We start from the raw sequence: 24,937 nt of genomic DNA, 5'->3' as shown, positions 1-24,937 counted from the left end.
ACAAGTGCAAAGATGGAGCCCGGCAGGACAGGGCCCCCACCGAAGGGCCGAAGCATCAAGCGGCCGGACACCAGCCGCCTGCCGGTCACCGAAGACCGGCGTACGGCGCACATGCATGGAGGACGTGACGTGGCGAACGACGCCAGCACCGTTTTCGACCTAGTGATCCTCGGCGGTGGTAGCGGTGGTTACGCCGCGGCCCTGCGCGGGGCGCAGCTGGGCCTGGACGTCGCCCTGATCGAGAAGGACAAGGTCGGCGGCACCTGCCTGCACCGGGGTTGCATCCCCACCAAGGCCCTGCTGCACGCGGGCGAGATCGCCGACCAGGCCCGCGAGAGCGAGCAGTTCGGCGTCAAGGCGACCTTCGAGGGCATCGACGTCCCGGCCGTCCACAAGTACAAGGACGACGTGATCTCCGGCCTGTACAAGGGCCTGCAGGGTCTCATCGCGTCCCGGAAGGTGACGTACATCGAGGGTGAGGGGCGTCTGTCCTCCCCCACCTCCGTCGACGTGAACGGCCAGCGCATCCAGGGCCGCCACGTCCTGCTGGCGACCGGCTCCGTGCCGAAGTCGCTGCCGGGCCTGGACATCGACGGCAACCGGATCATCTCCTCCGACCACGCCCTCGTCCTGGACCGCGTGCCGAAGTCCGCGATCATCCTGGGCGGCGGTGTCATCGGCGTCGAGTTCGCCTCGGCGTGGAAGTCCTTCGGCTCGGATGTCACGATCATCGAGGGCCTGAAGCACCTCGTCCCGGTCGAGGACGAGAACTCTTCGAAGCTTCTTGAGCGCGCGTTCCGCAAGCGCGGCATCAAGTTCAACCTCGGCACCTTCTTCCAGAAGGCCGAGTACACCCAGGACGGCGTGAAGGTCACCCTGGCGGACGGCAAGGAGTTCGAGGCCGAGGTCCTCCTCGTCGCCGTCGGCCGTGGTCCGGTCTCGCAGCGCCTGGGCTACGAGGAGGCCGGGGTCGCCATGGACCGCGGTTACGTCCTCGTCGACGAATACATGCGCACCAACGTTCCGACCATCTCCGCCGTGGGTGACCTCGTCCCGACGCTGCAGCTCGCGCACGTCGGCTTCGCCGAGGGCATCCTGGTTGCGGAGCGTCTGGCCGGTCTGAAGGTCGTTCCGATCGACTACGACGGTGTCCCGCGGGTGACGTACTGCCACCCGGAGGTCGCCTCCGTCGGTATCTCCGAGGCCAAGGCCAAGGAGATCTACGGCGCGGACAAGGTCGTCGCTCTGAAGTACAACCTGGCGGGCAACGGCAAGAGCAAGATCCTGAAGACCGCGGGCGAGATCAAGCTCGTCCAGGTCAAGGACGGTGCCGTGGTCGGCGTCCACATGGTCGGCGACCGCATGGGTGAGCAGGTCGGCGAGGCCCAGCTGATCTACAACTGGGAGGCGCTGCCGGCAGAGGTCGCCCAGCTCATCCACGCCCACCCGACGCAGAACGAGGCGCTCGGCGAGGCGCACCTTGCCCTGGCCGGCAAGCCGCTGCACTCCCACGACTGAGCCTTCGGTCAACGGGCGCGACGACACAGACTTCCGCAATTCGTTAGGAGCAACCGAAACCATGGCGGTTTCCGTAACCCTTCCGGCGCTCGGAGAGAGCGTCACCGAGGGCACTGTCACCCGCTGGCTGAAGGCCGAGGGCGAGCGCGTCGAGGCCGACGAGCCGCTGCTCGAGGTGTCGACCGACAAGGTCGACACCGAGATCCCCTCGCCCGTCTCCGGTGTCCTGTCCTCCATCAAGGTCGCCGAGGACGAGACCGTCGAGGTCGGCGCCGAGCTGGCCGTGATCGACGACGGCACCGGCGCCCCCGCGGCCGCCCCGGCCCCCGCCGCTGCCGAGGCACCGGCTCCGGCCGCCCCCGCCCCGGTCGCCGAGGCCCCCGCGGCTCCGGCCGCCCCGGCCCCCGCCACCGCCCCGGCCGGTGGCGCCACCGGCACGGACGTGGTCCTGCCCGCGCTCGGTGAGTCCGTCACCGAGGGCACCGTCACCCGCTGGCTGAAGTCGGTCGGCGACTCCGTCGAGGCCGACGAGCCGCTGCTCGAGGTCTCCACGGACAAGGTCGACACCGAGATCCCGGCGCCCGCCTCGGGCGTGCTGCTGGAGATCGTGGTGAACGAGGACGAGACCGCCGAGGTCGGTGCCAAGCTCGCCGTCATCGGTGCCCCGGGTGCCGCCCCGGCCGCCGCTCCGGCTCCGGCCGCCCCGGCGCCCGCCGCCGCTGCCCCGGCCGCTCCGGCCCCGGCTCCGGCTGCCCCGACCGCGCCCGCCGCCCCGGCTCCGGCTCCGGCCCCCGCCGCTCCGGCCGCGCCCGCCCCGGCCCCGGTCCAGCCCGCGGCTCCGGCGCCCGCCCCGGCTCCGGCTCCGGTCACCCCGGCCACCGCGCCGACCCACCCGACCGCCACCCAGGCGACCGACGAGGGTGCCTACGTGACCCCGCTGGTGCGCAAGCTCGCCGCCGAGAACGGCGTCGACCTGGCCACCGTCAAGGGCACCGGCGTCGGCGGCCGTATCCGCAAGCAGGACGTCCTCGCCGCCGCCGAGGCCGCGAAGGCCGCCGCCGCCCCGGCTCCGGCCGCCGCTGCCGCTCCGGCCGCCAAGAAGGCGCCGACGCTGGAGGTCTCCCCCCTCCGCGGCCAGACCGTCAAGATGCCCCGCATCCGCAAGGTCATCGGCGACAACATGGTCAAGGCGCTGCACGAGCAGGCCCAGCTGTCGTCGGTCGTCGAGGTCGACGTCACGCGCCTGATGCGTCTGCGCGCCCAGGCCAAGGATTCGTTCGCCGCGCGCGAGGGCGTCAAGCTCTCCCCGATGCCGTTCTTCGTGAAGGCGGCGGCCCAGGCGCTGAAGGCCCACCCGGTCATCAACGCCAAGATCAACGAGGCCGAGGGCACGATCACCTACTTCGACTCCGAGAGCATCGGGATCGCGGTGGACTCCGAGAAGGGCCTGATGACCCCGGTCATCAAGCACGCCGGCGACCTCAACATCGCGGGCATCGCCAAGGCCACGGCGGAGCTGGCCGGCAAGGTCCGCGCCAACAAGATCACCCCGGACGAGCTGTCCGGCGCGACCTTCACCATCTCCAACACCGGTTCGCGTGGCGCGCTGTTCGACACGATCATCGTGCCCCCGGGCCAGGTCGCGATCCTCGGCATCGGTGCCACCGTCAAGCGTCCGGCCGTCATCGAGACCGAGGAGGGCACGGTCATCGGCGTCCGCGACATGACCTACCTGACCCTCTCCTACGACCACCGCCTGGTCGACGGCGCCGACGCGGCCCGTTACCTGACGGCGGTCAAGGCGATCCTGGAGGCGGGCGAGTTCGAGGTCGAGCTCGGCCTCTGATCTTGCTGATCAGGCAGTACGGCGAGAGCCCCCGTCCGGAGTCTTCTCCGGGCGGGGGCTCTGCTCGTACGAGCGGGGCGCGGTGCCGCCGACTCTCTCGAACACGACCGCGGACACGGCGAGATGGAGCAGGCGTCGGCCGGCCCGCCGACGGCACCGAGGACAAGCCGAGCGCGGCTCTCACCGCCGGGGGAGCGATCAGCCACAAACCTGCCCGCACCCGCCCGACGGCACACCGCATCGGGTCCCCTCAGGCGCCCCAGGCACCATGTGCGCCTCGTCTCACCTGCACCAAAGCACCCCCGCGCGCCCTACCCACGGAGCGAACCCGCCGTATTGTCTAAGCGTCAGCCCTCCCGAAGGAGCCCTCAATGACCGCGCCCGTCGTCCACTCGCTGCGCGAACAGATCCGCGAGCACATCGTGGAGGGAATCGTCAGCGGGCGCTGGCAGCCGGGTGAGCGGATCGTGGAGCGGCGGATCGCGACCGAGCTGGAGGTCAGCCAGACGCCGGTACGGGAGGCGCTGCGCGAGCTGGAGTCGCTGCGGCTGATCGAGTCCGCGCCGAACAAGGGCGTCCGGGTGCGGAACCTGACCGCGGCGGACCTGGAGGAGAGCTACCCGGTGCGCGCCGGGCTGGAGGCCATCGCGGCGGAGTTGGCGGCCGAGCGTCTCGCGGAGGACTGCTCGGCTCTGGAGCCGCACGTCCTGGCGCTGTACGAGGCCGACCGCAAGGCCGATGGCACCGCACAGGTGCGCCACACCGTCGGCTTCCACCGCGAACTGGTGCGCGCGGCGCACAACTCGGTGCTGCTGCACACCTGGGAGGGCCTGGGCATCGAGGTCTTCACCGCGCTGTCCATCCGCTGGCTGGGCACGGTCCAGCAGTCGTACGCGGAGGAGCACGAGGAGCTCGTGGCCGCCTTCAAGAGGCGGGACCCCCGCATCCCCGAGATCGTGAAGGCGCACGTCCTGGGCTGCGCGCCACGGGCCTGACGCGGGCTTGATTCAGGCGAGCAGGCCTCCGCTCAAACGCCGCCCCACCTGCGAAAACAAGGCGATTTGGCGTCACCCGGTGCCATCTGTCAAGGCACCGCGTGCCTACTTTCTCGGAATCGAGACTTTTTCTCCCTCGCCCCTTTGATCGATCATCGATCAGGGAGTTACAGTCGCCGACGGACTTCCACCGAAGTCCTCGCCCTGTCCTGCCAAAGACCTAGGGCACCCCCGAACCCTTACCGATGAGGGAACCCCCTTCGACTGAGGAAGGCGGCGACATGACCGACCCCAACGCCATCCAGCCGAGCGCGCTCGACCAGCTCCCCGACCGCGACCCGGAGGAGACCGCCGAGTGGCAGGCCTCCCTCGACGCCGTCGCCAGGGAGGCCGGGCCGCACCGCGCCGCGTACCTGATGCGCCGCACGCTGGAGCGCGCCGAGGCGGGCGGCATCGCGCTGCCGAAGCTCCTCGAGACGGACTACGTCAACACCATCCCCACCTCCGCCGAGCCGGGCATGCCCGGCGACCCGGAGATGGAGGCCCGGATCACCGCGTGGAACCGCTGGAACGCGGCCGCGATGGTGACCCGTGGCAGCAAGTACGGCGTCGGCGGCCACATCGCCACCTTCGCCTCCGCCGCCTGGCTGTACGAGACCGGCTTCAACCACTTCTTCAAGGGCAAGGAGGGCGACGGCTCCGGCGACCAGCTGTACATCCAGGGCCACGCCTCCCCCGGCATCTACGCCCGCGCCTTCCTCGACGGCCGCCTGAACGAGGCGCACCTGGACAACTTCCGCCAGGAGGCCGGCGGCAACGGCCTGCCGTCGTACCCGCACCCGCGCCGCCTGCCCTGGCTGTGGGAGTTCCCCACCGTCTCCATGGGCCTCGGCCCGCTGTCGGCGATCTACCAGGCGCGCTTCAACCGCTACCTCACCAACCGCGGCATCAAGGACGTCTCCGCCTCGCACGTCTGGGCCTTCCTCGGCGACGGCGAGATGGACGAGCCCGAGTCGACCGCGGCCATCGCGCTCGCCGCCCGTGAGGAGCTGGACAACCTCACCTTCGTCATCAACTGCAACCTGCAGCGCCTCGACGGCCCGGTCCGCGCCAACTTCAAGATCGTGCAGGAGCTGGAGGCCCAGTTCCGCGGCGCCGGCTGGAACGTCGTCAAGACGCTGTGGGGCACGGCCTGGGACGAGCTGTTCGCGCTCGACACCACCGGCGCGCTGGTACGCCGCCTGCGCGAGGTGCCGGACGCGCAGGTCCAGACGTACCAGACCCGCGACGCCGCCTACATCCGCGCCGACTTCTTCGGCAAGGACCCGGCGCTGGCCGAGATGGCGAAGCTGCTGAGCGACGACAAGATCCTGGAGTGCTTCCACCTCTCGCGCGGCGGTCACGAGGCCCGCAAGGTCTACGCCGCGTACAAGGCCGCCGTCGAGCACAAGGGCGCGCCGACCGTGATCCTGGCCCAGACGGTCAAGGGCCACACCCTCGGCGAGGGCTTCGCGTCGAAGAACGCCAACCACCAGATGAAGAAGCTGACGGTGGACGAGTTCAAGGCGATGCGCGACCGCCTCGACCTGCCGATCAAGGACAGCGACTTCGTCGACGGCGTGGTCCCCTACGGCCACCCGGGCGCCGACTCCCCCGAGGTCCGCTACCTCCAGGAGCGCCGAGCGGCCCTCGGCGGCCCCGCCCCGGCCCGCCGTACACACGCGCCGGCCCCGCTGCCCGCCCCGGCCGAGAAGGCCTTCGCCGCCTTCGACAAGGGCTCCGGCTCGCAGAACGTGGCCACCACGATGGCCTTCGTGCGCCTGGTCAAGGACCTGGTCCGCGACAAGGAGACGGGCAAGCGCTGGGTGCCGATCGTCCCGGACGAGGCGCGCACCTTCGGCATGGAGAGCCTGTTCCCGTCCCTGGGCATCTACTCCCCCAAGGGCCAGACGTACGAGCCGGTCGACCGCGACCAGCTGATGTACTACAGGGAGGCCAGGAACGGCCAGATCCTCAACGAGGGGATCACCGAGGCCGGTTCGATGGCCGACTTCATCGCCGCGTCCACCGCGTACGCGACGCACGGCGAGGCGATGATCCCGTTCTACATCTTCTACTCGATGTTCGGCTGGCAGCGCACCGCCGACCAGATGTGGCAGCTCGGCGACCAGCTCGGCCGCGGCTTCCTCGTCGGCGCGACGGCGGGCCGTACGACCCTCACCGGTGAGGGCCTGCAGCACGCCGACGGTCACTCCCCGGTCATCGCCGCCACCAACCCGGCCGCGCTGACGTACGACCCCGCGTTCGCCTACGAGATCGCGGTGATCGTCCGTGAGGGTCTGCGCCGGATGTACGGTGAGGCCAAGCCGGGCGAGGACCAGAACGTCTTCTACTACCTGACGGTCTACAACGAGCCGCTGCCGCAGCCGGCGAAGCCGACCGGCCTCGGCATCGACGAGGGCGTCGTCAAGGGCCTGTACCGCTTCAACACGGCGGAGTCCGCGGGCCTGTCCCCGGCCGCCAACGCCCCGCGCATCCAGCTGCTGGGCTCCGGTACGGCGATCCACTGGGCCCTCGAAGCCCAGAAGCTGCTCGCCGAGGAGTGGGGTGTCGCGGCCGACGTCTGGTCGGCGACCTCCTGGTCCGAGCTGCGCCGTGACGCGATGGAGGCGGACGCCGCCCTCCTGCGCGGCGAGGAGCGGGTGCCGTACGTCCGCCAGGCCCTGCAGGGCGCCGAGGGCCCGGTCCTCGCGGTCTCCGACTACATGCGCCAGGTCCCGGACCAGATCGCGCAGTGGGTCGAGCAGGACTGGTCCTCGCTGGGCGCCGACGGCTTCGGCCTGTCGGACACCCGTGAGGCCGCCCGCCGCCACTTCGGCGTCGACGCCCGGTCGATCGTCGTCGCGGCCCTGGCCCAGCTCGCCCGACGCGGCGAGGTGAAGGCCACGGCGGTCAAGGAGGCCCGGGAGAAGTACGGGCTGTAAGCACAGGGCCCGCGCACCGGGGTCCTGAGGAAGGGGTACGGCGACCTGCCGTGCCCCTTCCTCTGTCAGTGGCCCCCGGCATCATGAACGCATGCGTGCCGCCCGGCTCATCAAGATGGTGCTCCTCCTCCAGTCCCGGCCCGCCATGACCGCGACCGAACTCGCCCGCGAGCTGGAGGTGTCGGAGCGGACGGTCACCCGGGACGCGCAGGCGCTGTCGGAGGCGGGGGTGCCGGTGTACGCGGACCGCGGGCGGGCCGGCGGCTACCGGCTGGTGGGCGGATACCGGACGCGGCTGACGGGGCTGGCCAGGAGCGAGGCGGAGGCGCTGTTCCTGAGCGGGGTGCCGGGGGCGCTGCGGGAGATGGGCCTCGAGGATGCCCACTGCGCCGCCCGGCTGAAGGTGTCCGCGGCACTGCTGCCGTCGCTGCGGGACGCCCCGGACAGCGCCGCCCAGCGGTTCCATCTGGACGCGCCGGCCTGGTTCCGGGAACCGGAGACGCCCGCGCTGCTGCCGGCGGTCGCGGAGGCGGTGTGGGACGACCGCCGCGTCGCCGCCCGCTACCGGCGCGGCGAGGGTGAGGTGGAGCGGGCGCTGGAGCCGTACGGGCTCGTGCTGAAGGCGGGTGTCTGGTACCTGTGCGCGCGGGTGGCCGACGGGGGCTCCTTCCAGGCCTACCGGACCTACCGGATCGACCGGTTCAGCGCCGTGGAACCGCTGAAGGAACGGTTCGCGCGTGATCCGGACTTCGATCTGCCGGGCCACTGGGCCGAGCAGGCCGAGCGGTTCGCGCGCTCGCTCCTGCGCGCCGAGGTCGTCGTACGGCTGTCGCCGGAGGGTGTGCGCATGCTGCGGTACGCCGTCGATCCGCTGTCGGCGCGGGAGGCGCTGAGCGGGCCGGCCGAGCCGGACGGGACCGGCTGGGTGACGGTGACGCTGCCGGTGGAGTCCGAGGAGGTGGCACACGCCCAGCTGATGGCGCTCGGCCCGGAGGCGGAGGTGCTGGCCCCGGAGAGCCTGCGAGGGCGGTTCGCGGGGGACGCGGCGCGGCTGGCCGCGCTGTACGGCGGTCCGCGCCCGCACGGCCGTACGGACGCCGGATCGCACACCGGATAACGATCCGCCGTACTCCGGCGTACTCCGCGTGCGTCCCACCGATGGAGGCCCGATGCTGGTGGCGTGATGGACGAGACGGAGTTCTGGGAGCTGATCGACGCCGCCCGCGAGGCCGCCGAGGGTGATCCCGAGGAACAGGCGGACGTGCTCGTGGACCGGCTCCTCCTGCTGGACCCCGATCTGATCCTGGACTTCGCCCGTCACTTCGAGGCCCGCTACAACCGCGCCTACCGCTGGGATCTGTGGGGCGCGGCCTGGGTGCTGCTGGACGGGGCCAGCGACGACGCGTTCGACTTCTTCCGGTGCTGGCTGATCGGCCAGGGCCGGGAGGTCTACGAGGGCGCCCTGCACGATCCCGACGCGCTGGCGGAGTTGCTGGACCCGTTCGACGAGGAGATCGACGGCGACGGCGAGGAACTCGGCTACGCGGCGGACGAGGCCTACGAGCAGCTGACCGGCACCGTCGCGCCCGACCTGGGCATCGCCCCGGCGCCCGCCGAACCGGAGGGCTCGCCGGTTGACTTCGAGAACGAGCGCGCGCTCGCCGCACGCTTCCCCAGGCTGTGGGACCGCTTCCGGGAATAGCCCGCCCCGGCTCAGCCGGCCGAACGCCTGCGGAGGCTGTCGGCCGGCAGACAGGCCTGGGGCTGGTCGGCCCGAACCGCGTGGTGCAGCGGCGCGGCATTGGCCTGGTCGAGGGCGGACGCGGTGGCCGCGGCCGGTCCGAGGACGACGGTCGCGACCGCGCAGAGCACCGCCCAGGGGCCCCGCGCGGTCCGCGTCCCCTGCGCCCGCTCCGTGCGCTCGGCCGTGTCCTTCGCATGGGTACGACTGCTGTTCATGATCCCCACCTCCAGTCGGCTTGTGCTGTCCACGACCGTAGGACGCGGGGCTCGGAGCGGGCTGCGTGGCGGCTAAGGGGTTCCTATGGGCCATGCCAGAGTCGTCCGGCCCTGCAGGCGCGCGGCCTGCTCCCTGATCTCGGGGAGCCGGGCGGTGAGCGCGGCGCCGGGGCAGCTGGTCATGAACCCGGCGTTGTGGCCGGCCAGGACGGGCAGGGTGACCGGGGTGCCGGCCTGGTAGCGGCTGAGGCTGTTGCTGGAGACCAGCCGGATCCTCGCGCGCGGATCGATGCCGGCGAGTCCCAGCTTCCAGGCGGCCAGCGCCGCGATCGCGTCGATCATGGCCCGGGGCACGGGCACGCCCGCGGTGAAGGTGCCGATCGCGGCGATGCCTGCGGTGCGGTGGTTGAAGCCCTGGGTGTGGGCGCCGGTGACGGCCCGGTCGGTGCCTCCGGCGCGGCCTTCGTAGATGGTGCCGCAGCGGTCGACGAGGAAGTTGTAGCCGATGTCGTCCCAGCTCCGGGCGCCGGTCTGACCGGCGTACAGGCGGCGGATGATCTCCGGCGCGTCGCGGCAGTCGTAGTCGCCCGGCGAGTCGGTGTGGTGCAGGAAGACTGCGACCACCTTGTCGTCGTAGCGCGGCGGCGGCTGGGTGCGCCCGGCGGTGCCGAGCCAGACGGCGCGGGGCACGATGTGCGGCCGGGGGGCGCGGTGGGTGGCCGGGGAGGCGCGGCCGAAGTGGACCGCGACGGAGCTCTCGGCGCTGCGGGCGCTCAGGGCGAGCACGGGGACGGCGACCAGCCCGGGCAGACAGCCGAGCAGCACCAGCAGGACGCCGGGTATCCGCCGGACGGACCGCAGCCATGCCCATGGCCACCGCGGCGATCTCGGCTTCTGCGGGCTGTCGAGCGTCGCCTCGGTCTCCGGGGGCACCGACGTCTGCGGCTCGGGGTGTCTGCTGAAGCTCAGGAGGCCCAGGAGCCGTCTCGGTATCTCCGAGGAGAGCCGGGCCCGAGAGGTGGCCCACGTCGCTGTCCTCCGGGACATCCGAGCGGTCTCCGCCGGCTCCGGCGCGCCCGGTGTCCCCCCGGCGGTCTCCGATATTTCCTGAGTCCCCGGCGTCCCGGCGGTCTCCGGCATTCCCTGAGTCCCCGGCGCCCCGGTGGTCTCCGGCGTATCCAGCGCGCCCGGGGCCTGTGGGTTCCCGGGCGTCTCCGGTGTTCTTCGGACGGCGTGCATGGTCCCACTCTCCGGCGGTCGGGTCATGCCCGCGATGTGCACTCTGCCACCTGGCGGAACCATCATCCCGGTCCAGTACGTTTCTGGGGGTACATACAAGCGTGGCCGGTTCACTGTCCGGTGGCCGTCCCCGTGTGTCTGTGACTGATCACCGGGCCCGTCCCGTCCGTACTGAGGGGTCCGAGAGAAAGGCGGCTCCGTGGACCTGCTCGACCTGGTACTCGTGCTGGTGATGCTCGTCTACGCGGTGTCCGGTTACCGGCGCGGGCTGGTGGCCGGCTGTGTCTCGCTGGCCGGGTTCGTCGGCGGTGCCGCCGTCGGCGTGTGGGTGCTGCCCTGGGTGACCGGCCTGGTGGAGCGCGGTACGACGCAGGCGACGGCGCTCGCGGTGGTGACGGTGCTGGTGCCCGCGGTGGTGGGGCACGAACTGGCGGGCCGGCTGGCGCTGCGGCTGCGCGGGGAGCTGGACCGGGGCCCGCTGCGGGTGCTGGACGGGATAGGGGGCGCGGCGGCGAACGCGGTCGCGGTGCTGATCGTGGCCTGGGTGGCGGCGAGCGTCCTGGGCGCGGCCCCGTCGCAGGCGCTGAATCAGGCGATACGGAACTCGACGCTGCTGGGCACGGTGCAGGGTGCGATGCCGGACACCACGCCCGCATGGTTCTCGCGGGCCACGTCGGCGCTGGCCGAGGCGGGTTTCCCGCAGGTCTTCAACCCGTTCGAGAACGAGTCGACGGCCCAGGTGGCCCGGCCCTCCGGTGACAGCGTCACCCCGGCCGCGACGAGCGCAGCGAAGCTGAGCACGGTGAAGATCGAGGGCGTCTCGGGCAACGAGGGCCGCGAGGGCAGCGGTTTCGTCTTCGCCGCCCACCGTGTGATGACCAACGCGCACGTGGTGGCGGGCATCGACCACCCGAGCGTGCGGGTCGGCGGCGTCGGGCGGTCGTACGCGGCCCGGGTGGTGCTCTTCGATCCCGACCGGGACGTGGCGGTGCTGTACGTGCCCGGGCTGCGCGCCCCGGTGCTGAGTTTCGACACCAGCGCGACACGCGGGGACTCCGCGGTGGTCGCGGGCTATCCGCAGGACGGCGGCCTGAACCTGCAGGCGGCGACGGTGGCGAGCCGGGTGCGGGCGACCGGGCAGAACATCTACAGCGACGGCGCGGTCACCCGGGACATCTACTCGATCCGGTCCACGGTCCGGCCGGGCAACTCCGGCGGCCCGTTGCTGACCACGGACGGCAAGGTGTTCGGCGTGGTCTTCGCGCGCTCCACCTCGGACGCCGAGACGGGGTACGCGCTGACGGCGGACGAGGTGACGGGCGACGCCCAGCGCGCGGCCACGGCGACGGTGTCGGTGGACACGGGCCAGTTGGTCAGCTCCTGACGGTCACAGGCGCCGGCCCATGAGCACGTCGTCGACGTAGGCGCCGTCGAGGAGGAACTCCTCCGGCTGCACTCCCTCGACGGCGAACCCCTCGGACTCGTACAGCGCGCGGGCCGGGGCGTTGTGCCCGAGGACGCGCAGGGTCAGCCGCCGTGCACCGCGCCCGCGCGCCTCCTCGACGGCGGCCCGGATCAGCGCGCGCCCGAGGCCCCGCCCCCGCGCCTCCTCGGCGACGGCGAGGCCCTGGATCTGCAGGACGTGCGTGTTGGAGGCGAGCGGGGTCGGGCGGCCGATGCGGACGTAGCCGACGACCCGCCCGTCGACCTCGGCGACCAGGTAGTCCTCCGGGAGGTGGCGCTCGTCGAAGAACGGCCCCTCCGGCGGGGGCGACACGGCGTGCAGGGTGGACCAGGTGGACCGGTCGAGGAGGGCCAGTTCCTCTTCGTCGGCGGGCTCGGCGATGCGTATGGACGGCTCGGACACGACGATCACCCTACGGCGGCGGGCCGCGGCGCCTCACCGGGATTTCGGGCCGGATGCCGGTTGGCTTCCGGGCGGGACTCGGGCCGGATTCCCGCGGGTCGTACGGCCGCGCCGCGGGCATGGTGTGCGGGCCCTGCGGTCATGCTGGGGGCATGGAACGTCTCCGTATCGCGGTGGCCGGCGCGTCCGGGCTCATCGGCAGCGCCCTGGTGCGGTCCCTGACCGCGGACGGGCACGAGGTGGTACGACTGGTGCGCCGGGCGGCCGCGGGCCCGGACGAGGTCTGCTGGGACCCCGAGGGCCAGTACGTCAACGCGAGCGGGCTGACCGGCTGTGCCGTGGTGGTGAACCTGGCCGGGGCCGGGATCGGCGACCGGCGCTGGACGGCGTCGTACAAGCGGCTGCTGCGGGACAGCCGGGTGCTGGGCACCGCCGCGCTGGCGGAGGCGGTGGCGGCGCTGCCGGAGCCGCCGCGGGTCTTCGTCAGCGGCAGTGCAATCGGCATCTACGGCGACACCGGCGACCGGGCGGTGGACGAGGACGCCCCGCCGGGGGACGGCTTTCTGCCCTCGCTGTGCGTGGAGTGGGAGGAGGCGGCGGCGCCCGCGCAGGAAGCCGGCGTGCGGACGGTGTTCCCGCGCACGGGGCTGGTGGTGGCGCGGGGCGGCGGTGCCTGGGGGCGGCTGTTCCCGCTGTTCCGGGCGGGGCTCGGGGGGCGGTTGGGCGACGGGCGGCAGTACTGGTCGTACATCGCGCTGCACGACGAGGTCGCCGCGATCCGCCATCTCATCGACGACGACCGCCTCTCCGGGCCGTTCAACCTGACGGCCCCGCAGCCGCTGACGAACCGTGAGATCACGGCCGCGATGTCCCGGGTACTGCGCCGCCCGGCTCCGTTCGCGGTGCCGGCGCCCGTCCTGCGGGCGGTGCTGGGCGAGCTGGCCGGGGATGTGCTGGGCAGCCAACGCGTGCTGCCGAAGCGGTTGTCGGAGTCGGGGTTCCGGTTCGCGTTTCCGGGAATCGAGGAAGCGATCCGGGCTGCCTGACGTACGCACGAGGTCGTGCGCACAGATCTCCTGCGCCCTCCTGCAACCTCCTGAGAGCTGTTGTGACCGCATGCGACCTCCATGCGACCGTGCCCTGTTGATGCGCGACTGCTTGTGACCGATCACGGACCTAACCTCGACACGAACTCGGGTATCCCCGGAGCCTGTTGGGGGCATGACGTCTCCACCGGCCGCGCAACCACAGGAGGGGCCTCGTGCTTGAGCCCGCGTACCAGGTGGACGTCGTCATCGTGGGAGCCGGAATCGCCGGACTCTCGGCGGCTCATCGGCTGACCAGCGCAGGAATCTCGACCGCAGTCCTCGAGGCCGCACCTTACGTCGGCGGCCGCATGTCGACCGAGAAGGTCGACGGCTTCCGGCTCGACCGCATCGGACAGCTGCTGTCCACGTCCTACCCCGAACTCCGCACGACCCCCGGCCTGGACTCCCTGGTCCTGCGCACCTTCGCGCCCGGCGTCCTGCTGCACCGCGACGGACGCACCCAGCGCGCGGGCGCACCGGCGGCCGGGAGGAGCACAAGGGGCGCACTCCATGTGGTGCGCGCCCTCGCGAGCGCCCCCAGGGGACCGGCGGCCACCCCCGGCCGCGTCGGCGCGCCGATGGGCGGCGCCGTCGACCAGGCCCGGCTCGGCGCCGCGCTGGGCCGGATCGCCGCCACCCCGGTCGAGCGCATCCTGGCCCGGCCCGAGATGCCCGCCCACCAGGCCCTCGCCCAGCGCGGGATGCCGCCGCGCACGGTCGACGGCTTTCTGCGCCCGTTGCTCGCCACGCTGCTGTGCGACCGGGAGCTGACCACCTCCAGCCGGTGCGCCGACCTCGCGCTGCGCGCCTTCGCGAGCGGCCGGCTGTGTGTGCCGGAGGGCGGCGCGGAGATGCTGCCGGAGCTGCTGGCGCGGGCACTGCCGCCCGGCACCGTGCACACGGGGGTACGGGTCACCTCGGTCTCCACGACGTCCGTCGCCACCGCCGAGCACGGAGAGATCCGCTGCCGGGCGGTGCTGCTGGCGACCGACGCGCGGGCCGCGGCGGAGCTGCTGCCGGGCCTTCGGGTGCCGGACTTCCACCCGGTGACCGTGGTCCACCACACTACCGACGACCCGTCGGCGGCCTTCTCGACCGGCACCTCGCTGCTGCTGGACGCCGACCGGGGCGGGCCGGTGGCACACACGGCCGTGCTGAGCAACGTGGACCCGAGCCGGGCCCCGGGCGGCCGGGTACTGATCTCCTCGACGGTGCTCGGCACACCACCCGAAGGGGTGGACACGGCGGTCCGCATCCACCTCTCCCGCCTCTACGGCACCTCGACGCGCCGCTGGGAGACGCTGGCGGTCCACCACACCCCCGAGGCCGTCCCCGCCATGCGCCCGCCCCACGACCTGCGCCGCCCGGTACGCCTCCTGGCCGGCCTGTACGTCTGCGGCGACCACCGCGACACCAGCACGGTCCAGGGCGCCCTGCACTCGGCCCACCGGGCGACGGCGGCGGTTCTGGCCGACCTGGGCGCGGCGGGTTCGTTGAATCGCGCAGATCCGGCACCCACTTTGCCAAGGGCGGCGTAAGGCGCCCCCGAAGGGGCGCGGGGCTGTATCGACATGCGGCTCCGCCGCGTGGGCACGACCAGCCACGACGGCGCGTCACCAAGCGAACAACCGCAACCCACAACGGCGGGTGGCTAACCCAACGCCGCCACCTTCTCCCGATACCCCCGCACCGGTGCCGCGTCCCGATACGGCTCCAGTCGGCGTTCGAAGTCCCGCACGTACTCGATCGCGCGAGCGGACCGCATCTCCGCGGCCTGACCCGCCGCCTCGGCGGCGAGCGCGCACGCCTGGTCGAGTTCGCCGAGGCCGAGGCGGGCCGTGGCGAGGACGACGCGGCAGAAGAGCCGGCTGCGGGCGTAGGAGGGCGCGCGGAGCTGGAGCGAGCGTTCGGCATGCTGGGCGGACGCCCGGAACTGCTGCAGATCCCGGTGGCAGTGCCCGAACTCGTCGGCGAGCTGCGCCTCGTCGAAGAACCTGGCCCAGTACGGCACCTCGTCCCCGGGCCGGGCCGCCTCCAGGGCGCGCTCGGCCCGCACGAGCGCCGCCGTGCACGCCCGCACCTCGCCGAGCACGCCGTGCGCCCTCGCCTCGGAGGCGTGCAGCAGCGCCTGCACGACCGGCGTGCCGCCCGTGCCCATGCCCTGCTGGGCCACCCGGGCCAGCTGCACGGCCTCCCTGCCGTGGCCGAGATAGACGGCCTGGCGGCTCATGGTGACCAGGACGTAGGAGCCGTACGCCCGGTCGCCGGCCGCCTGGGCGAGCCGCAGGGCCTGCACGAAGTAGCGCTGGGCGAGTCCGTGCGCGGCGATGTCGTACGAGGTCCAGCCGGCGAGCCGGGTGAGGTCGGCGGCCGCGGCGAACAGCTTGCGGCCGGTCTGCTCGTCGTAGCTGCCGCGGAGCATCGGCTCGCACTCGTGCTCCAGGTAGCGCACCAGGGCCTGCCGGGCATGGCCGCCGCCGTACCGGTCGTCGAGGGTGCGGAACAGCTCGCCGACCGAACGCAGCGCGTTGATGTCGCCGCCCGTGACCTTGTGACCGGGGGCGCGCTCGGCGTGCCCGCGCGCCCGGGGCGGGATCGCGAGCGCCGGCCGGCCCTGGGGTTTGGCCGGGGCCGGACGGCTCTGCGCGGGCACCCGGGATGCCGGTTCGCGAGCCACCTTGTCGTCGGCCTTGCCGATCAGCCAGTCCCGGCTGGGCACCACGAGCCCCGCCGGGGTGAAGGCGATCTTGCGCAGCTCGGCGTGGCTGCCGGAGTCCTTGCGCCACAGCCCGCTGACGATGTCGACGGCCTCCTCCGGCGTGGCCGCGAACTCCAGCCCGGCGTACACCGGCGCGCAGGCGTCCAGGCCGAGATCCTGGGCCGTGAGCCGGCGCCCGAGCCGGCGCGCGAAGACCTCGGCGATCAGGGCGGGTGTCGTCCCCCGCGGCTGCTGTCCGCGCAGCCAGCGGGTGACCGAGGTCTTGTCGTATCTGAGGTCCAGCCCGTGCTCCAGGCCGAGCTGGTCGACGCGACGAGCCAGACCCGCGTTGGAGAACCCCGCCTCTGCGATGAGCGCGGCGAGCTGGCGGTTGGGGGTGCGCTGCGCGGGTCGGTCCGTCATCTGCGGTGCGGTCTCCTGCCTTCCGGGCTGCTGAAGTGCCCGGTTTGCCTTTGAGCAGCCCTTATGGCCTCACGAACGGCGCGAATGTAGCGGAGAGTGAGCAGGCGATCGCACATTCCGCCTGGCATTCATCCGATCGTGTGAGAAACGCCCGCAGGGCTGACGTACGCCGGTCGGACGTACAGTGGCGTGGGCGCGTTACGTGCCTGACACACCGGTCGCTGAGGGAGGCGCTTGCCGTGAGTGAGTTGCGGTTCGTCCGCATAGGGTTCGGTGCGGATGCCGTCGATTACCAGGAGGCCTGGGACGAGCAGCGCCGCGTGCACGCGGCCCGGTTCGCCGACGAGGTCCCGGACACCGTGATCCTCCTGGAGCACCCCCCGGTGTACACGGCGGGCCGCCGCACCGAGGACAGCGAGCGTCCGCTGGACGGCACCCCGGTCATCGACGTGGACCGCGGCGGCAAGATCACCTGGCATGGCCCCGGCCAGCTGGTGGGCTACCCGATCCAGAAGCTCCCGCGCCCGGTGGACGTGGTCGCGCACGTACGGCGCCTGGAGGAGGCGCTGATCCGCACCTGCGCCGACTTCGGCCTGGAGACCACCCGGGTCGAGGGCCGCAGCGGCGTGTGGGTGCTCGGCGACCCGGTCGAGCAGCGCCCCGCGCTCGGCGGGCTGTCCCTGGACTTCGACCCGCGGCTGCAGGACGAGGAGTTCGACCCCCGCCTCAACGGCCCCGAATACGCTCCCTCCAACGCCGGCCAGCGCCGCGAGGACCGCAAGATCGCCCAGATCGGCATCCGGGTGGCCAAGGGCGTCACCATGCATGGCTTCTCGTTCAACGTGAACCCCGACATGAAGTGGTTCGACCGGATCATCCCGTGCGGGATCCGGGACGCGGGGGTCGCCTCCCTCGCCGCCGAGCTGGGCCGGGACATCACCATCGAGGAGGTCCTGCCGGTGGTCGAGAAGCACCTGAAGGACATCCTGGAGAACGCGGAACCCAAGCCGCGGGTGATCGAGAAGGCATCCGCCTGAGCCGTCGGCCGTCCCGGGGGGAATGCGCCCTGCGACCGCGAGGTTGATCTCGTCGGCAGGGCGCTATGAACACGGGCGTACCCTTGTGTACGCCGAAGAATCGAAGCTACAGGGAGCCGGTCGTGTCCGCAGTCGCACCCGACGGACGCAAGATGCTGCGCCTGGAGGTCCGCAACAGCCAGACCCCCATCGAGCGCAAGCCCGAGTGGATCAAGACCCGGGCGAAAATGGGTCCCGAGTACACGAAGATGCAGAACCTCGTGAAGAGCGAGGGCCTGCACACGGTCTGCCAGGAAGCCGGCTGCCCGAACATCTACGAGTGCTGGGAGGACCGCGAGGCGACCTTCCTCATCGGCGGCGACCAGTGCACCCGGCGCTGCGACTTCTGCCAGATCGACACCGGCAAGCCCGAGGCCCTGGACCGCGACGAGCCCCGCCGCGTCGGCGAGTCCGTGGTCACGATGGACCTGAACTACGCCACCATCACCGGCGTCGCCCGCGACGACCTGGAGGACGGCGGCGCCTGGCTGTACGCCGAGACCGTGCGCCAGATCCACCGGCAGACGGCGGACCGGGAGGGCGGCCGTACGAAGGTCGAGCTGCTCGCCCCCGACTTCAACGCGGTCCCGGAGCAGCTCGAAGAGGTCTTCTCCGCCCGCCCCGAGGTCTTCGCGCACAACGTCGAGACGGTCCCCCGGATCTTCAAGCGGATCCGCCCCGGCTTCCGCTACGAGCGCTCCCTGAAGGTCATCACCGAGGCCCGCGACTACGGCCTGGTGACCAAGTCCAACCTGATCCTCGGCATGGGCGAGACCCGCGAGGAGGTCAGCGAGGCGCTGAAGCAGCTGCACGACGCCGGCTGCGAGCTGGTCACCATCACCCAGTACCTGCGCCCCTCCGTCCGGCACCACCCCGTCGAGCGCTGGGTGAAGCCGGAGGAGTTCGTGGAGCTGAAGGAGGAGGCCGAGCAGATCGGCTTCTCCGGTGTGATGTCGGGTCCGCTGGTGCGGTCTTCGTACCGTGCCGGGCGCCTGTACCAGATGGCCATCGAGAAGCGTGGTTCGTTCGTCGCCACCCAGGCGGTGTGAGCCCGGCGCATGCGCCGAGCGTGTGAATTCGGGCACAAGTAACTACTGGCCAGTAATGGCCGAGTCGACGCGGTCCTGACCGTCCTCGCTGATGAGGGCCACCGTCAGGGCCGCGTCAGCGTTTCAGCGCTCTGTATCAAGGCTTCATTGGTGTTTGACCGGTCGGACACGCCCTGGTAACACCAATCAGTGACTCTGGTATCACCGCTCGTACACCATCCGATCCGAGGGGGGACCTCGATCATGCAGGCCGCGCCCGTACGCGCCACCGCCATCCCGTCCTTCACCGATGCTCTCCGCGCCGTCGAGTCCCTGCTCATGAGCGGCGGTCAGCGCACCGCCCGGCGCAACGCCTGGACCTCCGTACTGGAGGACCGCCGGCGTGCCAAGGACCGGGTCGAGGCGCAGCGCTTCCTGGAGCAGGCCGCCGGCCGCTCCTGAACCCTCCCGACCGCTTTCCCCCGGGCACTGCCGTCGTCCGCACTCCCGGGGCCACGTAGACTTCCTGGCATGGCGAGGAAGGAAACCGCGGCGGACGCCGCGAACGCAGGGCGACTGAAGCAGATCGCTCTCACCTACAAGATGACCCGCAAGGTCGACACGAAGATCGGTCTTGTACTCGGGGCCGTCGGCATCGGCACCCTCGCTGTCTTCCTTGTGATCGGCTTCTTGATCGGCCACCCCTACTTTCTGGGCGTCTTCGGCCTGCTGATCGCGCTGCTGGCGATGGCGATCGTGTTCGGCCGCCGGGCCGAGCGTGCCGCCTTCGGCCAGATGGAGGGTCAGCCGGGCGCCGCGGCCGCCGTACTGGACAACATCGGCCGGGGCTGGACGACGACTCCGGCGGTGGCGATGAACCGCAGCCAGGACGTGGTGCACCGGGCCGTCGGCAAGGCCGGCATCGTGCTGGTCGCCGAGGGCAACCCGAACCGGGTGAAGAGCCTGCTGGCCGCCGAGAAGAAGAAGATGAACCGGATCGTCGCGGACGTACCCGTGCACGATGTGATCGTCGGCAACGGCGAGGGCCAGGTCGAGCTGAAGAAGCTGCGCACGACCATGCTGAAGCTCCCGCGCGTGCTCACCGGCCCCCAGGTCACGGCCACCACCGACCGGCTGCGGGCCCTGGGCGACCTGATGAGCAACATGCCGCTGCCGAAGGGTCCCATGCCCAAGGGCATGCGGATGCCGAAGGGCCGCTGAGCCCCTTGGTGCCGGCCTGTCAGGACAGGCGCCGGAACTCCCGCTCGCAGTAGACCATCGGCGAACCCTCGCCCAGCCGCACTCCCGTTACCCGGCCGATCAGGATCGAGTGATCCCCGGCCGGGTAACGCGCGTATGCGGCACAGTCCAGCTGTACGGGCGCCTGCCGCACCGTCGGCAGTCCGGAGGGGCTCGGCTGCAGCAGGGCGTCGGAGAACTTGTCCGCGCCCTTGGTGGCGAACAGCAGGGCCAGCGGCTGGTGCTCGGGGGCCAGCACGCTCACCGCGAAGTGCTCGCACCGCGCGAAGACCGCCGCCGAGTCAGCCGCGTCCGCGAGACACACCAGGACCAGGGGTGGCTCCAGGGAGACGGAACAGAAGGAGCTCGCCGTGAAGCCGCGCGGGGTGCCGTCCTCGCAGCAGGCGGTCACCACCACCACGCCCGAGGGGAAGCGCGCCATGGCGTCCCGGAACTCCTCCGGTGTCACCTCGGCCGCCATCACATCCTGAGCATCGGTCATACCGCGACGATGCAGCCGGCTGTGTGACCGGGCAACCGGATGGGGGCATCCGGGCCATTGCCGGGTGCGGGGAGGCAGGGGTTGCTCACCCGCAGCCGAGAACGGTCAGACCCGGACCTCGACGGTCTTCGCGAGCCTGTCGTGCAGCCCGCGCCCGTCGCGGTCCCAGATCAGTGCCGGGACGGCGAGACACAGCAGGACGGTGCGGAACATGGACCGCAGCGGATTGACCGTGCCGGTCTCCAGGGCCACCACCCGGATGCCGAACAGGCGCTTGCCCGGGGTGAAGCCGATCGTGCCCACGGTCAGCACACTCATGACGAAGAAGACGCCGAGCGCCCAGTTACTCGTCGCAGGAACCCTGTATCCGTCCGTGATCAAGCCGTATGCGATCAGGACACTCAGCCCCCAGTCCACGGCCAGCGCGCCGAGCCGGCGGCCGGGCCGGGCGATGGAGTTCGGGCCCTCCTCCGGGAGGCCGAGCTGCTCGCCCCGGTAGCCGAAGTCCGCGCCGGCCTCTTCCATGGCCGCGCGGGGCCCGGAGAGCCACGATCCGAGTGCTTGCCTGTTGTCCACCCGTCAACGGTACTGTGCCCGGTTTCGCGCACTGTGCCGAGGGGTGTGTCAGGGCTACGGTGGACACGTGGCCGGTTAACTTCTGCGAAACAAACGGGTCACGCCCGAGAAATCACCCGTCCCTAGGGTCGAGGCCAGCGTGTGCCACCGCACTGGCCGCACGAACGATCTACCACCCCGGCGAGGACGGTCGGGAGTAGGAGGAGCTGGATGTTCCAGAACGCCGACGAGGCCAAGAAGTTCATCGCGGACGAGGACGTCAAGTTCATCGACGTCCGCTTCTGCGACCTGCCGGGCGTCATGCAGCACTTCACGGTGCCCGTTGAGGCGTTCGACCCGGACGAGGAGCTGGCCTTCGACGGATCGTCGATCCGTGGTTTCCAGGCCATCCACGAGTCCGACATGGCCCTGCGCGCGGACCTGTCCACCGCCCGTGTGGACCCGTTCCGCCGGGACAAGACCCTCAACATCAACTTCTTCATCCACGACCCGATCACGGGCGAGCAGTACTCCCGCGACCCGCGCAACGTGGCGAAGAAGGCCGAGGCCTACCTCGCGTCGACCGGTATCGCGGACACCGCGTACTTCGGCCCCGAGGCCGAGTTCTACGTCTTCGACAGCGTCCGTTTCGCCACCACGGCGAACGAGAGCTTCTACCACATCGACTCCGAGGCGGGCGCCTGGAACACCGGTGCCCTCGAGGACAACCGTGGTTACAAGGTCCGCTACAAGGGCGGCTACTTCCCGGTCCCGCCGGTCGACCACTTCGCCGACCTGCGCGCCGAGATCTCCCTGGAGCTGGAACAGGCCGGCCTGAAGGTCGAGCGCCAGCACCACGAGGTGGGCACCGCCGGCCAGGCCGAGATCAACTACAAGTTCAACACGCTGCTCGCCGCCGCCGACGACCTGCAGCTGTTCAAGTACATCGTGAAGAACGTGGCCTGGCGCAATGGCAAGACCGCGACCTTCATGCCGAAGCCGATCTTCGGTGACAACGGCTCGGGCATGCACGTGCACCAGTCGCTGTGGAGCAACGGCGACCCGCTGTTCTACGACGAGGCCGGTTACGCGGGCCTGTCGGACACCGCCCGCTACTACATCGGTGGCATCCTCAAGCACGCCCCGTCGCTGCTGGCCTTCACCAACCCGACGGTGAACTCGTACCACCGTCTGGTGCCGGGCTTCGAGGCGCCGATCAACCTGGTGTACTCGCAGCGCAACCGCTCCGCCGCGATGCGTATCCCGATCACCGGCTCGAACCCGAAGGCCAAGCGCGTCGAGTTCCGCGCCCCGGACTCCTCCGGCAACCCGTACCTGGCCTTCTCGGCACTGCTGCTGGCGGGTCTGGACGGCATCAAGAACAAGATCGAGCCGGCTGAGCCGATCGACAAGGACCTGTACGAGCTGGCTCCCGAGGAGCACGCGAACGTCGCCCAGGTCCCGACCTCCCTGCCGGCCGTCCTCGACTCGCTCGAGGCCGACCACGAGTTCCTCCTCCAGGGCGACGTGTTCACGCCGGACCTGATCGAGACGTGGATCGACTTCAAGCGCACCAACGAGATCGCGCCGCTGCAGCTGCGTCCGCACCCGCACGAGTTCGAGCTGTACTTCGACGTGTGATATCGCCCCAGGTCAGAGCGGGTAACCGCGCTCCTGGGCCGTCTGTGGGCCGTCGGCCGGCTCTCCCAGCGCGGGAGAGCCGGCCGACGGCTTTTCGGCTCCGGCTCTCGGGGCCTGCTCAGGCTGCGTCGTCCTGGCGCTCTTTGAATGCCTGGTCGATGGCTTTGCGGGCTCGATCCTGGCTGTTCGGCAACAGGTGCGTGTAAGTGCGCAGCGTGAAGCCGGGGTCCGCGTGCCCGAGGTACTCGGCCAGGGCCTTCACGTTCTCCCCCGCGTCCAGCAACACCGACGCGTAGTAGTGCCTCAGGGCGTGCATGCCGTGCTCGCGCGCCTCCCTGAACCGCTCCCCCGGCGACCGCTCAGGGATCACGCCTGCGGAGACCAGGGCGGGCATCCAGAGGTACATGTTGAAGTAATTGCGATTCAACGCCTTCCGTTCCCGCGAGTAGAGAAAATCCTCCCGGCCAGAAGGCGAACCGACGGGTCAGAGATCTTCCAGCAGCAGTGCTTACAGTGAAGTCTTCTCAGCAAGGTGATGGTTGCGTAGCGTGATGTAGCGCCGGACCGCAGGACGGTGAGCTGGCGTCAGACAGAGTGAAGCCCCTGATGGAAACAGGTCTGCCAAGATCACGTTCGGTACAACCAGAGGCTTCACGTGTCGTCCAGTATCACCTACACCCCCGTCCTCGATGTCCGCGGGGGGACCGCCGACCACCTCGCAAAGCTGCTGCGCGGACACCGCGAGCGACTCGGGACTCGCAAGGGCACCCGCGCACTGGGCGTCTTCAGGCAGGCCGTGCTCGTGCTGCGCTGGTTCGTCGACGGCACCCGGTTGGCCCAACTTGCCCGGGACAACGGCATCTCGGTCCCGAACGCCTACCGCTATCTCCACGAGGGCCTGACCGTGCTGGCCGACCACGCGCCCGACCTGTCCACGGCGCTGGAGCGCGCGGCGGCGGCCGAGGACCTGGTCCAGGAGACGCTGGAGCGGGCTTGCCGCACATGGCGGAGGATCGCCGTGGCGGACGCTCCGGACGCCTACGTACGGCGGATCATGGTGAACCTGGCCAACGACCGCTGGCGCAGGTTCCGCAGGACCGTTCCCGACCGTGGCGACCGGGTCGCCCCGGGGAACGAATACGGACAGGTCGGCATCCGCGACCAATTGGTGCATGCCTTGCGGCAACTGCCCATGAGAATGCGGACGGTGGTGGTGCTGCGCTACTTCCACGACCTCTCCGACGCCGAGATCGCGGCCGACCTCGACATCTCGCCGAGCACCGTGCGCTCGTAGCTCGCCCGTGGCATCGGCAAGCCCAGAAGCCATATCCCCGCGCTCTCCAGCCCCTCACCACGGCAGCCCACGGAAGGAGTCCGACGACTTCCTACGACTCACGGCCCTTCGACGGTGCCGGTCGGACATCCTTCGAAGAGGAACTGGCCCCTATCTCGAAGGCGCCCTCGGAGTGGAGCCACAGCCTGACCGCTCCCGAGCCCGGACACCCGATGACCTCCACAGCCACCGGGCACCAAGCCCTGCCCACACCCACCCTGACCTGCTGCTATTTACGCGGCAGAGGCACTTTCTGCTTTCCTGACCGCCTGCCGGACAGCCCGCTTCGTGAAAGCGCGAGGCTAGTAATCGCTCTACGCCTGTCGTCGCCATCCCCCCCTAAAGTCCGAGATTCGGCACCAGGGACGCCGAAAGGTCGGTCGAGTGGAGCTCGCCAAGCGTTTCGTCACAATCAGCGCCACTGCGACGGCGGCGATTCTCTTCAGCGCCGGCGGCGCCCAGGCTCAGACAATTGCGGGACACGGCGACGACGGAAAGCAGACCAGCACCAACACCAACAGCGGGGGCGGGCCCAACAACAATAACGGCTACCCCCCGGTTCAAAGCGGCAGCACCCAGACCAAAGCCCTCGACGCCCAGGCTCCAGAGTGCGCCACAGGAACTCTCGAGCCTCTGTGCAGGTCACTGATTAACTTCCAGGTCTGTTACCCGAAGGGGCAGGACGGGTCGATCAGCACGCTCAGCGGCAATCAGAACCACAACTGCCACCAGAGCTGAGGCGCGACGCCCGCACCAAAACAGCCCGGAGGCCGGTGAATTTAGACCACCGGCCTCCGGGCTGTGAAGTTCAGCCGTTGTTGTTGTTATTGTTGTTGTTGTTCCCGTCGTCGCCGTTGTTGTTGTTATTGTTGTTGTTGTTCCCGTCGTCGCCGTTGTTGTTGTTATTATTGTTGTTGTTCCCGTCGTCGCCGTTGTTGTTGTTATT

At 70.8% G+C, this 24,937-nt stretch carries 22 protein-coding genes and 1 pseudogene; 16 read left to right on the top strand and 7 right to left on the bottom strand.

The window, feature by feature from the left end:
- Nucleotides 1-129 precede the first annotated feature (129 nt).
- From lpdA to AB0M27_RS00630, 6 genes are all read left to right on the top strand, one after another.
- The gene (gene lpdA, locus AB0M27_RS00655) at nt 130-1,518 is read left to right on the top strand and encodes a dihydrolipoyl dehydrogenase (RefSeq protein ID WP_365716412.1); all 1,389 of its coding nucleotides are present in this window, start codon (nt 130-132) and stop codon (nt 1,516-1,518) included.
- A gap of 61 nt (nt 1,519-1,579) precedes the next feature.
- Nucleotides 1,580-3,364, top strand: coding sequence for a 2-oxoglutarate dehydrogenase, E2 component, dihydrolipoamide succinyltransferase (sucB, locus tag AB0M27_RS00650; protein ID WP_365716410.1), 1,785 nt, complete (start codon nt 1,580-1,582; stop codon nt 3,362-3,364).
- 371 nt (nt 3,365-3,735) lie between these two features.
- Nucleotides 3,736-4,359 (top strand): GntR family transcriptional regulator, encoded by a 624-nt coding sequence (locus AB0M27_RS00645; RefSeq protein WP_365716408.1) that lies wholly within the window; start codon nt 3,736-3,738, stop codon nt 4,357-4,359.
- Nucleotides 4,360-4,640: 281 nt separating this feature from the next.
- Nucleotides 4,641-7,343 carry a pyruvate dehydrogenase (acetyl-transferring), homodimeric type gene (aceE, locus tag AB0M27_RS00640; RefSeq protein WP_365716406.1) on the top strand — a complete coding sequence of 901 codons (2,703 nt, stop codon included), beginning with the start codon at nt 4,641-4,643 and terminating at the stop codon, nt 7,341-7,343.
- Nucleotides 7,344-7,434: 91 nt separating this feature from the next.
- A complete protein-coding gene (locus AB0M27_RS00635; protein WP_365716404.1) occupies nt 7,435-8,460 on the top strand; it encodes a YafY family protein in 1,026 nt (341 codons plus the stop codon).
- A gap of 66 nt (nt 8,461-8,526) precedes the next feature.
- Nucleotides 8,527-9,045 carry a DUF4240 domain-containing protein gene (locus AB0M27_RS00630; RefSeq protein WP_365716840.1) on the top strand — a complete coding sequence of 173 codons (519 nt, stop codon included), beginning with the start codon at nt 8,527-8,529 and terminating at the stop codon, nt 9,043-9,045.
- An 11-nt stretch (nt 9,046-9,056) separates the two neighbouring features.
- Here the strand turns inward: AB0M27_RS00630 and AB0M27_RS00625 are convergent, their stop codons facing one another.
- Both AB0M27_RS00625 and AB0M27_RS00620 read right to left on the bottom strand, forming a co-directional pair.
- On the bottom strand, nt 9,057-9,302 hold the full coding sequence (locus tag AB0M27_RS00625; protein ID WP_365716402.1) for a hypothetical protein: 246 nt from the start codon (nt 9,300-9,302) through the stop codon (nt 9,057-9,059).
- A gap of 72 nt (nt 9,303-9,374) precedes the next feature.
- Nucleotides 9,375-10,349, bottom strand: a complete 975-nt coding sequence (locus AB0M27_RS00620; protein ID WP_365716400.1) for a peptidoglycan recognition protein — start codon at nt 10,347-10,349, stop codon at nt 9,375-9,377.
- A 391-nt stretch (nt 10,350-10,740) separates the two neighbouring features.
- Here AB0M27_RS00620 and AB0M27_RS00615 point away from each other — a divergent pair, with 391 nt between their 5' ends.
- Nucleotides 10,741-11,925, top strand: a complete 1,185-nt coding sequence (locus tag AB0M27_RS00615) for a MarP family serine protease (RefSeq protein ID WP_365716399.1) — start codon at nt 10,741-10,743, stop codon at nt 11,923-11,925.
- Between the two features lie 3 nt (nt 11,926-11,928).
- Here the strand turns inward: AB0M27_RS00615 and AB0M27_RS00610 are convergent, their stop codons facing one another.
- Nucleotides 11,929-12,408, bottom strand: a complete 480-nt coding sequence (locus tag AB0M27_RS00610) for a GNAT family N-acetyltransferase (protein ID WP_365716397.1) — start codon at nt 12,406-12,408, stop codon at nt 11,929-11,931.
- Between the two features lie 152 nt (nt 12,409-12,560).
- Here AB0M27_RS00610 and AB0M27_RS00605 point away from each other — a divergent pair, with 152 nt between their 5' ends.
- Nucleotides 12,561-13,454 carry a TIGR01777 family oxidoreductase gene (locus AB0M27_RS00605; RefSeq protein WP_365716395.1) on the top strand — a complete coding sequence of 298 codons (894 nt, stop codon included), beginning with the start codon at nt 12,561-12,563 and terminating at the stop codon, nt 13,452-13,454.
- A 215-nt stretch (nt 13,455-13,669) separates the two neighbouring features.
- Nucleotides 13,670-15,034 (top strand): NAD(P)/FAD-dependent oxidoreductase, encoded by a 1,365-nt coding sequence (locus tag AB0M27_RS00600; protein WP_365716393.1) that lies wholly within the window; start codon nt 13,670-13,672, stop codon nt 15,032-15,034.
- A 113-nt stretch (nt 15,035-15,147) separates the two neighbouring features.
- On the opposite strand, the gene AB0M27_RS00595 is transcribed toward AB0M27_RS00600, so the two are convergent.
- The gene (locus AB0M27_RS00595) at nt 15,148-16,617 is read right to left on the bottom strand and encodes a regulator (RefSeq protein ID WP_365716391.1); all 1,470 of its coding nucleotides are present in this window, start codon (nt 16,615-16,617) and stop codon (nt 15,148-15,150) included.
- A 239-nt stretch (nt 16,618-16,856) separates the two neighbouring features.
- Here AB0M27_RS00595 and lipB point away from each other — a divergent pair, with 239 nt between their 5' ends.
- The 4 genes from lipB to AB0M27_RS00575 all read left to right on the top strand — a co-directional run bounded on the left by lipB (nt 16,857) and on the right by AB0M27_RS00575 (nt 19,942).
- Nucleotides 16,857-17,654 carry a lipoyl(octanoyl) transferase LipB gene (lipB, locus tag AB0M27_RS00590; protein WP_365716389.1) on the top strand — a complete coding sequence of 266 codons (798 nt, stop codon included), beginning with the start codon at nt 16,857-16,859 and terminating at the stop codon, nt 17,652-17,654.
- A gap of 122 nt (nt 17,655-17,776) precedes the next feature.
- A complete protein-coding gene (lipA, locus tag AB0M27_RS00585) occupies nt 17,777-18,742 on the top strand; it encodes a lipoyl synthase (RefSeq protein ID WP_365716387.1) in 966 nt (321 codons plus the stop codon).
- Between the two features lie 243 nt (nt 18,743-18,985).
- On the top strand, nt 18,986-19,183 hold the full coding sequence (locus AB0M27_RS00580) for a hypothetical protein (RefSeq protein ID WP_208901281.1): 198 nt from the start codon (nt 18,986-18,988) through the stop codon (nt 19,181-19,183).
- A 69-nt stretch (nt 19,184-19,252) separates the two neighbouring features.
- Nucleotides 19,253-19,942, top strand: coding sequence for a DUF4191 domain-containing protein (locus AB0M27_RS00575; protein ID WP_365716385.1), 690 nt, complete (start codon nt 19,253-19,255; stop codon nt 19,940-19,942).
- 19 nt (nt 19,943-19,961) lie between these two features.
- Here AB0M27_RS00575 and AB0M27_RS00570 read toward each other — a convergent pair whose 3' ends face one another.
- Both AB0M27_RS00570 and AB0M27_RS00565 read right to left on the bottom strand, forming a co-directional pair.
- Complete coding sequence (locus AB0M27_RS00570; RefSeq protein WP_365716383.1) at nt 19,962-20,462, bottom strand: flavin reductase family protein; 501 nt, start codon at nt 20,460-20,462, stop codon at nt 19,962-19,964.
- Nucleotides 20,463-20,567: 105 nt separating this feature from the next.
- Nucleotides 20,568-21,038, bottom strand: coding sequence for an RDD family protein (locus AB0M27_RS00565; RefSeq protein WP_365716381.1), 471 nt, complete (start codon nt 21,036-21,038; stop codon nt 20,568-20,570).
- A gap of 210 nt (nt 21,039-21,248) precedes the next feature.
- Here AB0M27_RS00565 and glnA point away from each other — a divergent pair, with 210 nt between their 5' ends.
- Nucleotides 21,249-22,658, top strand: a complete 1,410-nt coding sequence (gene glnA, locus AB0M27_RS00560; protein ID WP_365716379.1) for a type I glutamate--ammonia ligase — start codon at nt 21,249-21,251, stop codon at nt 22,656-22,658.
- A gap of 118 nt (nt 22,659-22,776) precedes the next feature.
- Here glnA and AB0M27_RS00555 read toward each other — a convergent pair.
- A pseudogene (locus AB0M27_RS00555) lies at nt 22,777-23,097 on the bottom strand (tyrosine-type recombinase/integrase); the annotation flags it as partial.
- 285 nt (nt 23,098-23,382) lie between these two features.
- On the opposite strand from AB0M27_RS00555, the gene AB0M27_RS00550 reads away from it, so the two are divergent.
- Together AB0M27_RS00550 and AB0M27_RS00545 are read left to right on the top strand one after the other, a co-directional pair.
- The gene (locus AB0M27_RS00550) at nt 23,383-23,952 is read left to right on the top strand and encodes a sigma-70 family RNA polymerase sigma factor (protein WP_365716838.1); all 570 of its coding nucleotides are present in this window, start codon (nt 23,383-23,385) and stop codon (nt 23,950-23,952) included.
- 423 nt (nt 23,953-24,375) lie between these two features.
- A complete protein-coding gene (locus AB0M27_RS00545; protein ID WP_365716377.1) occupies nt 24,376-24,729 on the top strand; it encodes a hypothetical protein in 354 nt (117 codons plus the stop codon).
- The last annotated feature ends 208 nt before the right edge of the window (nt 24,730-24,937 follow it).

The sequence above is a fragment of the Streptomyces sp. NPDC052107 genome (assembly GCF_040680215.1).
In the GTDB taxonomy this organism is placed as follows: domain Bacteria; phylum Actinomycetota; class Actinomycetes; order Streptomycetales; family Streptomycetaceae; genus Streptomyces.
The sequence above is the reverse complement of the archived record's forward strand: the minus strand, read 5'-3'. Positions and strand labels throughout refer to the sequence as shown.

Excerpts from the sequence above, each read along its gene's own strand:
- AB0M27_RS00605 (WP_365716395.1), top strand. The coding sequence starts at position 12,561 with ATGGAACGTCTCCGTATCGCGGTGGCCGGCGCGTCCGGGCTCATCGGC.
- glnA (WP_365716379.1), top strand. The coding sequence starts at position 21,249 with ATGTTCCAGAACGCCGACGAGGCCAAGAAGTTCATCGCGGACGAGGAC.
- sucB (WP_365716410.1), top strand. The coding sequence starts at position 1,580 with ATGGCGGTTTCCGTAACCCTTCCGGCGCTCGGAGAGAGCGTCACCGAG.
- AB0M27_RS00570 (WP_365716383.1), bottom strand. The coding sequence starts at position 20,462 with ATGACCGATGCTCAGGATGTGATGGCGGCCGAGGTGACACCGGAGGAG.
- AB0M27_RS00580 (WP_208901281.1), top strand. The coding sequence starts at position 18,986 with ATGCAGGCCGCGCCCGTACGCGCCACCGCCATCCCGTCCTTCACCGAT.
- AB0M27_RS00625 (WP_365716402.1), bottom strand. The coding sequence starts at position 9,302 with ATGAACAGCAGTCGTACCCATGCGAAGGACACGGCCGAGCGCACGGAG.
- AB0M27_RS00620 (WP_365716400.1), bottom strand. The coding sequence starts at position 10,349 with ATGTCCCGGAGGACAGCGACGTGGGCCACCTCTCGGGCCCGGCTCTCC.
- AB0M27_RS00635 (WP_365716404.1), top strand. The coding sequence starts at position 7,435 with ATGCGTGCCGCCCGGCTCATCAAGATGGTGCTCCTCCTCCAGTCCCGG.
- AB0M27_RS00595 (WP_365716391.1), bottom strand. The coding sequence starts at position 16,617 with ATGACGGACCGACCCGCGCAGCGCACCCCCAACCGCCAGCTCGCCGCG.
- AB0M27_RS00645 (WP_365716408.1), top strand. The coding sequence starts at position 3,736 with ATGACCGCGCCCGTCGTCCACTCGCTGCGCGAACAGATCCGCGAGCAC.
- aceE (WP_365716406.1), top strand. The coding sequence starts at position 4,641 with ATGACCGACCCCAACGCCATCCAGCCGAGCGCGCTCGACCAGCTCCCC.
- AB0M27_RS00630 (WP_365716840.1), top strand. The coding sequence starts at position 8,527 with ATGGACGAGACGGAGTTCTGGGAGCTGATCGACGCCGCCCGCGAGGCC.
- AB0M27_RS00575 (WP_365716385.1), top strand. The coding sequence starts at position 19,253 with ATGGCGAGGAAGGAAACCGCGGCGGACGCCGCGAACGCAGGGCGACTG.